Genomic DNA, 13,952 nt, shown 5'->3' on the forward strand with positions numbered 1-13,952 from the left:
ATTATCATTACCTTTTAGCGGCGATAAAAATGCCATCCCGGATAACCCTATAAAATAAACGTACCCTGTTAATTAAAATGAAAAAAAACAAATCGATCCTCTCATTACTCGTGGTATGTAGCACCCTGGTGTTAACGGCTTGTCAGAATCAAACCGCGCCTAACACAACCGACCCATTGGTTCCTGAAGGGTCACGTATTGAAAATACCCGGACCGGCGCCTTGCTGACGCCTCAACAACTGCTTAAGGTGCTGAATGATGCCCCGATGGTGATTGTTGGTGAAGAGCATACCAATGTCGCGCACCACCAGATTGAACTGTGGCTGCTGCAAAACCTGCAACAGAAACGTCCTCAGGGTAGTGTATTGCTGGAAATGATTACGGAGGATCAACAACCCGCTATCAATGAAGCCAGACAATCTCTGGCAAGGGATGCATCCCTGAGCGAGTCGAGGGTACAAGAAACTATTCACTGGAATAAAAACTGGCCATGGCCGATGTATGGCGACCTGGTGATGACAGGTCTTAAGGGCTCCGCCCCTTTGCTGAGTGCCAATATTTCACGAGCCAGAATTACAGAGATTTATCAGAACCCGACCTTCCCTACAGGTGAACACAGTTCACAAGACGCTGTCCGGACTAAAATATCTGACACCATTACAGTGATGCATGGCGGCAATATAGCTGCCGATCAGCTCACTGCTATGCTGGCTATCCAGCAGCATCGTGACAGATTTATGGCCGAGCAATTACTGAATGCCCCACAGCCTGCTCTGTTATTTGTCGGCGGCTACCATGCTGCTAAAGATGTCGGCGTACCGCTGCATATTCAGGATCTTAACGGTAAGCCTGCCGTAGTGTTGATGCTTTCGACCCAAGGAACCCACGTCACGGCTGAACAGGCTGATTTCGTCTGGTCTGTTCCCGCGGCTGAAAAAGCAAAATGATCAAGTCATTAATGAGTGCCGTATCCCTGATTATCGGGATCGGCGGCAGCCCTGTTAGTGCCTCAGCCGATGAGAATAGATTGCCGTTTTACCAAGGCAAAACTCTGGCACATCCGATAATTTCAGGGGCGCGTTATAGCACGGCTATTCTGGCTTTTATTCAGGAAAAAGGTGAAGTTGAGGGTTATTACTGCTTTTGTGACGAAGATGACTCCAATGCTAATCACACACCGCAATTACTCGGCACCTTTCCTGACTCAACCATCGAGTCTGTCTTTTATGTTGACCTTGATAGCGGCGGACAAATCACGCTGGTATTAAGTAAAAGCCATAATCAGTATGCTTTACGCGGCTGGCGTTATCAGGGTGAAAACTATTATCAACCGTTACCCCATTTACAGCCGGTACTGGATAAATTAGTCGCACAGCATAAAACCTTAAATGCCACACTCATTAAACAGCAACTCAGCAAATTACCACCCTATGATTACAGCATGGAATATCCCAAAACAGGTAATGCTGACGTCGATAATCTCGACTTTACCGAAGGTAAATTGATTGGCTGGTATCGGGATAGCGGTGAGCAATTGCCGGTGAATACTCCGCTAACCGATTCTCTGTTTTTCTATAAAAAAACCTTTGCTGAAAAAGACGGACTCTTTCTCACCGCAACTTACCAGCGCCAGCAAGAGGGTGAATCGCCAGGTTTTATGGTGACCACCGTGAGCTGGCAGTCTGACCCCTCCCAGTTTAATGGCACTGAAAACGGGGCCTATATCCTTTACGAACCGGGAGCGGGCTTTTCCAGGGGGCATTATAAACAGGGTGTGGCTGATGGCCCCTGGGTGACCCATAACGCTGACTACCAAAGTGCAGGTAACTTTGTACTGGGACAGCAACAAGGGCAATGGACCTTCCGTGATCTGCAAGAAAGCGCCACCGGTTTGATGGAAAACAATCAGCGCGAGGGACGCTGGGAGGTCAGTGAAGGTCTGGATGGGGCACAGCAAGGAATAAGTGGATTCGATACCTGGCAGCATAATTTGCGTAACGGCCCCAGCGAACGATTACGGGCAGGACATCTGTGGCAAAAAGGTAACTACGTTAATGACTTACGCGAAGGGATGTGGATAACCGAGAATGGCGAAGGCCCGTACAGTAAAGGCATTGCCAGCGGCGTCTGGAAATTAAGAACATCTGATGGTGAAACCCAGCAAGTTTCTCTGGTTAACGGTAAAAAACAGGGAGAAATGATTTGGCGCGACGGCAATGGTAAGCTTCTGTATATCATCAATTATAAAGACGATATTCCTGAAGGGCTCTATCAGCGCTATAACGCCAGCGGGAAAATGGTCTATCAGGCCCATTATCATCAGCAAAAATTGCATGGCCGCGAAACAGAATATTACGACGATGGTGTCACCCTGCGCGCGGATCGCGGCTACCTTAACGGTGAGCTGGATGGCGAGAATCGTTACTATTTCCCGAACGGGAAACCTCAGTCTATTTCTACATTTAACCAGGGCCGTGAAGTGGGGTTGATGCAGGAGTTTACCGCCAATGGTGTCAAAATTATCGAACGTAATACCTGCCCTCCTCCTTCAAACGGACGCTGCGGTAAACAACAAACCTTTAATCCGGATGGTACTCCTCTGACCGATAACGACTATCTGTTCGGCCACCAGCAAACGAATAATAGCTGGTATCCCAGCGGGCAGCGCGAGGAAGAAACTCGTATTGGGGATGATGATAGTTACACTCAAATCAGCTATTACCCTGACGGCCAGATAAGCTGTATTGTCCGCGCCCGGGGCTTCACGCCAGTACAGTTCGAGGGTAAAGAATATAAAGATTACCAGGGAGCTAAACGCGAGGGTGAAAGCGCCTGTTATTACCAGACCGGAAAACTGAAAAGCAGTGCTACCTGGAAAGCTGGTAAGCTGATTTCTGGTTGTGAAAAACGTTTTGATGAAAACGAAAAACAAATATTCCCAGGCCCGGAAGGCTGCCCGAAACCTAAATGGCAGTATGATTAAATAAAGAGACAATGCTCCGGGGAATGTATCGCGCAAGCCCCGGAAGAACATACCGCTTTAGTTATCCTGGAGATGCAAGATGACCCGTGCTCAGGTGAAGTGATATTTTGTTAACCTCACCCTGACACCGACCCGGGTACGCTTTCTGCTGAGAGTTCAGCTCACTCCGAAGGTTAACGTTAACAAAATCAGCCGATAAACGGCATTTTTAATCATGATCAAACTCACAAATCGACAATGTTAACGTTACCTTTCGTGATTAACATCCCAAAATCATCAGGTTTTGCGTTATTGATGCAATTCGAAACTGCTAGTGTTGTTTGACTAATAGCCCTGTGAGCTTCATTGAGATGAAAATATTAAGCATCGATATTAATTTTAAAAACCCCTACTATCGCTATGCCTCTGGCTACTCATTTTTCTTTTTTATCACTTGGTCGTTATGGTGGTCGCTTTATGCAATATGGCTAAAAAATACTATTGGTTTGACTGGCGCACAGCTGGGAATACTGTATTCATTAAATCAATTTACCAGTATTCTGTTCATGGTGATTTACGGTATTGTGCAAGATAAACTGGGCTTGAAAAAAAATATAATGTGGCTGGTATCATTCACATTAGTCCTCACCGGTCCTTTCTTAATTTATTTTTACGAACCTTATCTGAAAGATAATTTTTACCCTGTTGTGACTATCGGTTCGTTATTCTTTGGTCTCGGTTACCTTGCAGGATGTGGTTTAGTTGATAGCTTCATTGAAAAAATGAGCCGCTCATTTCGATTCGAATTTGGCACCGCACGTCTATGGGGTTCTCTTGGCTATGCGATAGGTGCATTCGTTGCCGGAATAATGTTTAGCATCAATCCTCATATTAATTTCTGGGCCGTAAGCGTAATGGGGCTATGCTTTCTGGCTATAAACACTCTCTTTAATGAAACCAAATCCCAGGGCTATATCCCTGAACGTACAGATAAACCGACCAAAGAAGATTTCTTCGGGCTGATTAAAGATAAAAACTTCTGGATATTTGTCATCTTTATCATTGGCACCTGGTCTTTTTATACTATTTACGACCAGCAGATGTTCCCAGTGTTCTACGCCGGACTGTTCTCAACGCCGGAACTGGGTACACAAGTTTACGGTTATTTAAACGCGGCTCAAGTCGTGTTAGAAGCAATATGTATGGGATTAGCGCCTTTTGTCGTTAATAAAATCGGACCGAAAAAAGCGCTGGTGATTGGTGCCACCATCATGCTGGCACGTATACTATTGGCGGCTATTTTCACCGATCCTTATATTATTTCATTCGTTAAAATGTTCCATGCTTTAGAGGTACCTTTATTTATTATTGCAATATTTAAATATGCAGTGACAAATTTTGATAAACGCCTTTCATCAACAATTTTTTTAATCGGTTTTCAAATCGCCAGCTCTATCGGCATAATTCTGCTCTCAATGCCCCTGGGCGAACTGTTCGACAGAGTCGGCTATCAGAGCATTTTTTATATGATATCTGCGGTTGTTAGCATTATGGTTATCTTCGGAGCCTTTATGCTCAGCGGTAAAATGCAACGATTACCTTGACCCTCATTTTCTTTCTTGTCTGAGTCCGCCTCCTGGTGGGCTCAGGACTTCAATGCCAGATTAATCTCACACACTTGGGATATAACTGACTCCAAATCACGTTCCCTCCAGTAGTCATTCCACAAAATTGCGCTAAATCAAACTCACTGCAAATAGCCACAAAATCCTCTGGTCAGTCTGCAAAATTAGGCCTAGCTTAAAGATGTATTTCAAATACAACTTATAAAAATAGGTGAAATTATGTTTTGTGTGCAATGTGAGCAAACTATTCGTACGCCAGCAGCTAACGGCTGTGCATACGCGCAAGGTATGTGCGGTAAAACCGCCGAGACATCCGACTTACAAGATCTGTTAATTGCTACGCTACAAGGGCTTTCCGCCTGGGCCTGTAAAGCACGTGAATACGATATTATTGATCATGATGTCGACAGTTTCGCCCCACGTGCCTTCTTTTCAACGCTGACTAACGTCAATTTTGATTCAATACGTATCGTCGGCTACGCGCGCGAAGCCATCGCCAAACGCGAAATGCTGAAAGCCATCTGCCTCACGCTTGATGCCAATGTCAAAGTCGATCACCCAATGGCGGATTTACAGCTGGTGAGTGGCGATCTCGGCGATTTGCAAAAACAGGCGATGGAGTTTGTTCCTAACCGTGATAAAGCCGCCATTGGCGAAAATATTCTGGGTCTGCGCCTGCTCTGCCTGTACGGCCTGAAAGGTGCCGCGGCCTATATGGAACACGCCCATGTGCTGGGTCAGTATGACAATGCTATCTATGCCCAGTATCACAAGATTATGGCGTGGCTTGGCACCTGGCCTGCGGATATGAACGCATTGCTTGAGTGTTCCATGGAAATCGGTCAGATGAATTTCAGCGTCATGCGCATTCTTGATGCCGGTGAAACCGACGCTTACGGCCACCCAACGCCTAATCAGGTCAACGTCAAAGCGGTCGCGGGTAAATGTATTCTTATTTCCGGCCATGACCTGAAAGATCTCTATCATCTGCTTCAGCAAACCGAAAATACCGGCGTTAACGTCTATACGCATGGCGAAATGCTTCCCGCACACGGTTACCCTGAACTGCGTAAATTCAAACACTTGGTCGGTAACTATGGCAGCGGCTGGCAGAACCAACAAGTTGAGTTTGCCCGCTTCCCGGGCCCTATCGTGATGACCTCCAACTGCATCATCGACCCCCATGTCGGTTCTTATGATGACCGTATCTGGACCCGCAGTATTGTCGGCTGGCCGGGTGTGAATCATCTTGAAGGTGATGATTTTAGCCCGGTAATAAACCAGGCATTACAGCTCGGTGGGTTCCCCTACAGCGAAATAGAACATCTGATAACCGTTGGTTTTGGTCGCCAGACGCTGCTTGGTGCTGTGGATACGCTGATTGATTTGGTCAGCCGGGAAAAACTGCGTCATGTCTTCCTGGTCGGTGGCTGTGATGGAGCCCGCGGTGAACGTAATTACTTCACTGATTTCGCGACTCAAGTTCCCGAGGATTGCCTGATCCTGACGCTGGCATGCGGTAAATATCGTTTCAATAAACTCGACTTTGGTAACATTGAAGGGCTGCCTCGCCTGATTGATGCCGGGCAATGTAATGATGCTTATTCAGCTATCATCCTGGCCGTTACCCTGGCAGAAAAACTGGGCTGCGGTGTCAACGAACTCCCTCTGTCATTAGTGCTGTCATGGTTTGAGCAGAAAGCGATTGTTATCCTGCTTACGCTGCTGTCTCTGGGCGTCACGAATATTGTGACCGGTCCAACTGCCCCTGCTTTCCTGACCCCAGATTTACTCGCGGTGCTCAATGAGAAGTTCGGCCTGCGTCCTGTTACTACCGTTGAACAAGATATCCAACAGATGCTGGGTGCATAAGGAGATACCATGACGATGCCAACGTCCCAGTGCCCGTGGCGCATGCAGGTTCATCACATTCATCAGGAAACACCGGATGTCTGGACTCTGTCGCTGCTCTGCCACGATTATTACCCCTATCGTGCAGGTCAGTACGCGATGGTCAGTATTGGTAATGGTAAAGATACCCTGCGCGCTTATACCCTGTCTTCAACGCCGGGTGTCAGCGAGTACATCACTCTGACCATACGCCGTATTGATAATGGTGCCGGTTCGGGCTGGCTGACCCAGAATGTTAAACGAGGTGACTATCTCTGGCTATCCGATGCCCAGGGCGCGTTTACCTGCGATCACATCACCAGCAGTAAAGTATTATTACTGGCTGCGGGCTGCGGCGTAACGCCAGTGATGTCGATGCGCCGCTGGCTGGCGGCGTTTCGTCCTGAAGTGGATGTCGAGGTTATCTACAGCGTACGTTCCCCGCAAGATGTTATCTTCGCCGATGAATGGCAAGGCTATAAGGTAACCCTGGTTGCGGAAAACGATGCCAGCGAAGGATTTGTACCAGGACGTCTGACGGAAGCGATGCTAAACGCGGTGCCAGACCTCACAGAACGAACCCTATTCTGCTGCGGCCCAGCCCCTTATATGGACTGGGTTGAAGGTGCGGCACATAAGCTGGGCGTCACCGATTTCTATAAAGAGCAGTTCTTTACGCCGGTTGCAGCTCCTGTGACTGAAGGTCTCAAGTTCACTAAGCTGTCACCTGAAAAAACCTTCTTTGCGGCACGGGGCCATTCCCTGTTGCAAGCGATGGAAAGCAATCAGGTACCCGTGAATGCCGCCTGTCGCGAAGGGGTGTGTGGTTGCTGTAAAACACAGGTTATTTCCGGTGAATACAATGTCAGTAGCACGATGACACTCACCGAGCAGGAAATAGCCAATGGCTATGTACTGGCCTGTGCCTGTAAGCCGGTGAGTGATTTAGTGCTCGCCTGAGAAAAAAAGGCCCTTCCATTAGTGGAAGGGCCTTTTTCTTAACAAGTTATCCTCGTAATAAAAATACCTATTCCCTTAATCGTCGCCTTTTAGAACCGACAGATAAATCAAGAAGTTCACCGCTCTAATCGCAAATAACTCATATCGATATAAATCCATTATATTGGTTCTTAATATCAATTATTAGCAATGAAACACAATACAATTAAAAAATGACCAGCCTCTGATTATAACTCTATTTTAATCCTTGCAGAGATCGAATAAATCATTTAATGAATGCAGAATGAAATAATTCACACGTATAATTATACAACCTGCATTTTAATATAGGATTATATTGATTGACTAAAATAAAATCAGCTTTAAGATGGTATTTGAAAATGATGACTCACTTATATTTATTCTCATCTCTTAAGCAAAAAGACATGGAGGTTATATGGATACAATCATCGATCAAAAAACAATATTATCATCAAGTCAGTTACATGAGCAATTAACAATATTAAATCAAAGTGTAAAAGGAATGCTTCCAGCCATTAACACCAAGAATATTGATGACATATTACACTTACCTCAACAAACAACCGCGCTGGCCTGGAATTGGTCAAAGGGCTTTAATTATTAACAAAAGCAATTAAAGTCACATGATAAAACGTTTACGTTTTGAATAACGCAAAGCTCTGTTTCATCAGGACGAGACTCATTTATGAGTCTCGTATCGCGGCAAGTCGGAGAATCTTGATGAGCTTATGCAGATAAGAATTCGGATGAATGAATGCCGCCAACACGCATACAACTTGAAGTATGGCGGGTATATCTAAGTAATTAAACTAACAGGCACCGCTGCTGATGAATTTAAATATATTCATTAATGACTTAAAACTAAAACCGGCTGCGGCTATTTTAGCTCTGATGATTACTGTTATTGGTTTAGCTACGACAGTTCTGGTTATTATGCTTTATATTACTGACCGTAGTATTGATCGGGGTCTCTCTGAATCTGAACAACTATACCGAATTGAAAGCCAGTTTAATCTCCCGAATGGCGATACTGTACGTTCGGCAAAAATTCCGCTTCCATTAGTCGAAGCACTACAAAAACATCCCGATATTGAAAGCGTGGGCTATACCTGGCGGCTGGATGCCCAACTCAATCATCAAGGGCGCATTATTCCCCATATATCTGTATTTGCCGTTACACCTGCATTTATGGAACAACTGCATCCTTACCGTAATCATTTACCGGCTCCAGGACCGAATGAAATCTACATCACTGCGGATTTTAATCGCAAGTATCTCGGACTTGACGATCCTCTTGGTAAAATAGTTAATCTGGGGGAAAGTGGGCAGTTTATTATCAAAGCGATTGTTGAGCCTCAGCCCAGCAGCAGCCTTAATTTTCCGGCCATTATTGCCTTCACTCCAGAGCGAGTTGAGGGATATCAGGATAAACGGCTCGACTGGTACGATACCCACGTCTATACCTTTGCTCGACTTCATTCTGGTCACTCACATTTTAATCAGCAAATACTGTCTGATATCGTCACCCATAACGCACCACAACTCGCGGGCGTACCTTTTACGCCGTCATCATTTCTTACGTTTAGTGCCCGACCTATCCAGGATATGCACTACAACCATGGCTATGCCGATGAGCTTGCTACCACGCGTGAAAAATCCTTACTTTATATTCTGTATATTGCCGCGCTGTTTGTCCTGCTTTCTACCACTATCAATTTTTTCAACATCAACGGTATTCTCAATGCCGCCAGGCTACCAAGCCTGCATATCAAGCGTAGCGTTGGTGCTTCAAATACTCAGCTCCTGACTGAATCATTGAGTCTGTTATTACCCCAATTCCTGATAACGGTGACATTAGCTGGCTTGTTCCTCTGGGGGCTGGTACAGCTCTCACCCGATATCAATAACCTGTTCGCTCATCAGTCAGTCATGCAAATATTGGCGATATTTACCGGCATAGCGCTGTTTACTGGCTTGATTATGCTGAGCTCACATTTGCTCAATCTTTCACTCTTTATCTACAGTAAGCAGGCCTCACATAGCCTGAGCCGCTATCAAAACAGACAAACTAATTACAATAATCGAATAATGATGGTGATACAGCTGGTGGTAACAGGGATCACTGTTTATCTGTGGGCTGGGGTAATGACCCAAAATTACACAGTAGAAAATACCGATTTTGGTTATCAGAAAACGCACCGTTTAACGTTCTCACTGGATGAGAGTTTCTATTCGTCGGGTAGCCTGCATGAGTTACGGCAGAGACTCAAATCAATAGATAACGCCTCAAACCTCAGTCTAAGTAGCTGGCAGCCCTTTGATATGTCGCGCCAGATACTCAGCGTGCAGCACGCTCAGCAGTCGGTACATAACCAATTTACTACCGTTAATGCCCTTTATGGTGATAAAAACTTTAGCGATGTCTGGGGCTTAACCGCGCTGGCAGGCCGGAAAAACAGGCTGTTAGCGAGCTCAGATGACCACGTATCGCATGCTATCGTCACCCGGGAATTTATGCATGCTATGGGGCAAAAGAGCTTCGATGAGGTGCTGAATACTCGCTATTACATCCCCTATCCAGAACAACAACAGGAGCTGCGCGTATTGCAGATAGTGGAGGATTTTGACCTCGGAGAACACCTTCCCTCCCCACAGCCGCTAATCATTTTTATCAATGACCGTCTGGAAAAATTTGCAACACTGTCATATTCGCATCAGCAGTATTTGCCAGCCCTTTACACACTGCTTAAACGCTATGGCCCCCCAGGTCTGTCAATACAAACGGTCGAGCAAATTCATAACCACCATTTTCAGAACGCTCAACTGATGCTCAATGTCATTATGCTTACCGCGATACTGGCGCTGGTCGTTATGGTGATAAGTACCCTGATCATCAGTATTTCAGAAGCGCAACGGTTAAACGGCACGCTAAAAATCATGGAGGCAGTGGGAGGCTCTGTTGCCACCAGCATGGTTTTTTTTCTACGACTTTATGTCCTGCCAATCGTGCTTTCGTTAGCCGTAGCACTTCTCTCGGGTAGCCTGCTATTAAGAAGCTGGTTACAGCAGTATCAGTCTGTGAGCGGAGTGGTTTACATCAATGCGTTTGGCTCTCTGTTACTCCTGGGCCTCGTGGTTGTTTCCATCATGGCGATAGCCTTGGTGCTGTGTAATGTTCAAGGCACCAGATGCCAGTTAAAGCAGAAGGCTGCCTGATGGATATTCAACTGGATAACAAAAATACGGCGCATCGATTAGCAAAAGGGCTAGTCGCTCTGGCGCTGATTCTATTTGCTCTGTTATGCCTGTGGTTGATAACACTTTTCAGAACAGAAAAAGTGACACGAATCCCCTTAGCCAGCATCACTCTCCATTCCGTACAACGAGGTACATTTACTGACAGGCTGGTAACTCGGGCAGTGGCAATACCCGGCAAAAGTGTGATGGTAACCTCTGAACGCGGCGGCACGATAACAGCTATCCGCCAGACTGAATCCAGTGAGATTAAAACAGGCGACCTTATTGCTCAACTGTCCAATGATGACTTTGTTTTACAGGTGACATCGCGAATTGCCGATGTCACTGAACAAATCAATAACCTGCGTAATATTCGGCGATTGCTGGAAAAAGATGACCTTGAAACTCGCCTTGCTCAGCAAGATGCACAGCATCAAACAGATAAACGCCATAAAGAGGTGGTGCGCAAAAAGATATTGTACGAACGCGGTATTATGGAAAAGGCCACCTATGAACAGCTGCTGGATGAACTGGCATACTGGAAAAAACGCGACAGGGTTTTAACCACTTATCAGACACAGCAAGAAAGCGTACATCCGTTCCGGCTTACAGAAATAGAGTCTTCACTCAATTATCTGGAAAAACTGATAACGCAGACAGAAAAAAGCCTGGAGAAACTCACCATCACCGCTCCAATCGACGGCATTCTCTCACCCTTAACAATGAAAATTGGCCAGCAAATTAAAGCCGGAGAACAAGTCGCCACCTTAGATAATACGGAGAGTTATTATTTTGAAACCTCACTGAGTGAATACTATCTGGACAAAATCAAACCCCGGGACAGGGTTAGCGCACATTATGCTGGTATAGATATTCCTCTCGTTATTATTTCGGTCTCATCTCAGGTAGAAAATGGCAAATTTATTGCGAGACTTGCTCTTGCTCACCCACAACCCTTGTCGTTAAAACGCGGGCAGTCTGTCGATCTTCAGATTTCATTAGCCACAATGCCGGATGTATTACATATCCCTTCCAGTGCCGTTTTTATCGAAGAAAACAGTACCTCCGTTTATCTCTATGATGAGAAACAGCACCGCGCTATTAAAACCGCGGTTGTGATTAAACGTCAGGGAGAAACCGAGTCGGAAGTCGTCAGTGGGATATCGCCAGGGCAACAGGTCGTGGTCTTTACTGACAGCCACATAGCCAAATCTAACATTATCGAGTTTGAATAATATGATAAATCTGGAACATGCTGAAAAGGCTCACGCCACGCGAACAATCAAAACGCTGGCACTGCGCGATATTAACCTGCGTGTCGAAGCTGGGGAGTTTGTCTCTATTATGGGGCAATCCGGATCAGGGAAAACAACATTACTTAACGTTCTGGGGATGTTTGAAACACTGGATACAGGCAAATTACAACTGGCTCAGCAAGAAGTGACTCAAATGGGTTACAGCCAAAAAATAGCACTTCGTCGCCAGCTGATTGGTTATATCTTTCAATCCTTCAATTTGATTGATTTTATGTCGGTATATGAAAATATCGAGCTCCCCCTTAAGTATCGCAGTGTACCCAAGGCTGAGCGCAAAAATCGCGTAACACAAACTCTTGAACAGTTCGGATTATCCGCCAGAAGTACCCATTATCCGGCACAACTTTCCGGAGGCCAGCAACAGCGAGTGGCCATTGCTCGCGCTATGATATCCCGGCCAAAGCTCATTTTAGCTGATGAACCCACGGGGAATTTAGACAGTAAAAACAGTAAGATAGTTTTAAAGCAGCTAACGGAAATTAATCAGTCTGGAACCACCGTTATTATGGTCACCCATTCTTTAGAAGCCGCAGATTATGCCGGGAGGCACCTGATAATGAAGGATGGTTATCTCACATGATAGAGTAAGGAGATTATAAATGAATGGACTCATACCTGTTATTCAGCTCGAGACAGATCCAACATCAACGCTAAATGCAAGCGAGCTCGAAAAAATCGCCACCCAAGATTATCGACAAATGAGTGCTTACCTACTTGGTCAAATATCTGAACTAGATTTATTAGATACTGAAGAGCAAAATATTTTTTATATTGAGAATCAAAGAGAAATCACAGTACAACCACTGATTGCAAAAAAATTAGTTATCGTGTTAAAAGTGACTCGTTTATGTAATTTACGTTGTACTTATTGCCACTCCTGGGCTGAAGGCCCTAACCAGACAATGTCATTTGAGATAATGGCAAGAGTTATCCATAAAATCTTATCAATTCCGAATATTAAACGATTTGAATTTGTCTGGCATGGTGGTGAAGTAACACTACTTAAACCATTACTCTTTCAGAAATTAATATGGCTACAGCAAAAATTCAAGAAACCAGAACATTATATTACTAACTCAATGCAATCAAATGCAGTGAATATTTCAGATGATTGGTTATCCTTTATCAAAGGAATTGGAATGCATGTTGGTATTAGCCTGGACGGTATCCCTGCTATCCATGATTCTCGTAGAGTCGATTATAGAGGTATAGGAACTTCACAACGTGTTGCATTGGGAATTGAAAAACTTAAGCAACATAATATACCTTTTGGAGCCTTGATCGTTGTTGATAAACAAGTATATAAAACAGACCATCGAAAAATGTTCGATTATTTCATAAAAATAGGTCTTAATAATATCGAATTCCTTAATATCGTCCCTGATAATCGTACTCCTGCCGGAGGTAAAATCGATGATAGTTACATTAGTTATGCTGATTTCATTTCCTTTCTGACTCAAACATTTAGAATTTGGTGGAATGAATACCGCACCACAATGCTTATTCCACAATTTAGTGATTTTATCCACGCAATAAAATTTCCAGGTGCTCAATTAGCTGCCTGTTACTGGTCAGAAAATTGCTCACAAGAAGTTATTACAATTGAGCCAAACGGAGATGTCTCACCCTGTGATAAATATGTGGGTGACGCAGGTAGTCAGTATGGTTCATTGATAAAAAACGATCTGGCAGATCTACTGGCCAATTCAGTACATAACCAAATAGCAGTACGTGAAGAACAAGATGCTTTTAATAAAATGCGCCAATGTCGCTGGTTTTCCATCTGCCAGGGAGGGTGTCCTCATGATCGTGTGATTAATCGACGGCATGTCATTGGTTACCAGGATCATTGCTGTGGTACAGGTAAACTATTGGCGGTGATTGCAGAGTGTCTGAATAAGGAACAAAATGCCGTCTCATCATAGATACTTGTCACTTCAT

10 protein-coding genes are annotated in these 13,952 nt (G+C 44.9%); all 10 read left to right on the forward strand.

Translation table 11 applies throughout. The annotated features are described in order from the left end of the window. Positions 1–77: 77 nt before the first annotated feature. Positions 78–947: a ChaN family lipoprotein gene (locus M2387_RS12400; protein ID WP_259049656.1), complete on the forward strand. Its 870-nt coding sequence runs from the start codon at positions 78–80 to the stop codon at positions 945–947. Beyond that, the gene (locus tag M2387_RS12405; RefSeq protein ID WP_259049658.1) at positions 944–2,983 is read left to right on the forward strand and encodes a toxin-antitoxin system YwqK family antitoxin; all 2,040 of its coding nucleotides are present in this window, start codon (positions 944–946) and stop codon (positions 2,981–2,983) included. Before M2387_RS12400 ends, M2387_RS12405 begins: the two co-directional genes overlap by 4 nt. A gap of 350 nt (positions 2,984–3,333) precedes the next feature. Then, complete coding sequence (locus tag M2387_RS12410) at positions 3,334–4,566, forward strand: oligosaccharide MFS transporter (protein WP_259049659.1); 1,233 nt, start codon at positions 3,334–3,336, stop codon at positions 4,564–4,566. Between the two features lie 240 nt (positions 4,567–4,806). Then, positions 4,807–6,459, forward strand: a complete 1,653-nt coding sequence (hcp, locus tag M2387_RS12415) for a hydroxylamine reductase (RefSeq protein WP_259049660.1) — start codon at positions 4,807–4,809, stop codon at positions 6,457–6,459. Between the two features lie 9 nt (positions 6,460–6,468). Continuing rightward, entirely contained in the window at positions 6,469–7,437 is a 969-nt protein-coding gene (gene hcr / locus M2387_RS12420; RefSeq protein ID WP_259049661.1) for an NADH oxidoreductase, read from the forward strand. Positions 7,438–7,873: 436 nt separating this feature from the next. Then, positions 7,874–8,062 (forward strand): hypothetical protein, encoded by a 189-nt coding sequence (locus M2387_RS12425; RefSeq protein ID WP_259049662.1) that lies wholly within the window; start codon positions 7,874–7,876, stop codon positions 8,060–8,062. A gap of 224 nt (positions 8,063–8,286) precedes the next feature. Then, the gene (gene darB, locus M2387_RS12430) at positions 8,287–10,674 is read left to right on the forward strand and encodes a darobactin export ABC transporter permease subunit (RefSeq protein WP_259049663.1); all 2,388 of its coding nucleotides are present in this window, start codon (positions 8,287–8,289) and stop codon (positions 10,672–10,674) included. After that, a complete protein-coding gene (darC, locus tag M2387_RS12435; protein WP_259049664.1) occupies positions 10,647–11,930 on the forward strand; it encodes a darobactin export ABC transporter periplasmic adaptor subunit in 1,284 nt (427 codons plus the stop codon). Before darB ends, darC begins: the two co-directional genes overlap by 28 nt. A gap of 1 nt (position 11,931) precedes the next feature. Next, positions 11,932–12,591, forward strand: coding sequence for an ATP-binding cassette domain-containing protein (locus M2387_RS12440; RefSeq protein ID WP_259049665.1), 660 nt, complete (start codon positions 11,932–11,934; stop codon positions 12,589–12,591). A gap of 19 nt (positions 12,592–12,610) precedes the next feature. Next, on the forward strand, positions 12,611–13,936 hold the full coding sequence (darE, locus tag M2387_RS12445) for a darobactin maturation radical SAM/SPASM protein DarE (RefSeq protein ID WP_259049666.1): 1,326 nt from the start codon (positions 12,611–12,613) through the stop codon (positions 13,934–13,936). Positions 13,937–13,952: the final 16 nt, after the last annotated feature.

The sequence above is a fragment of the Klebsiella sp. BIGb0407 genome (genome assembly GCF_024807845.1).
GTDB lineage: Bacteria > Pseudomonadota > Gammaproteobacteria > Enterobacterales > Enterobacteriaceae > JGM124.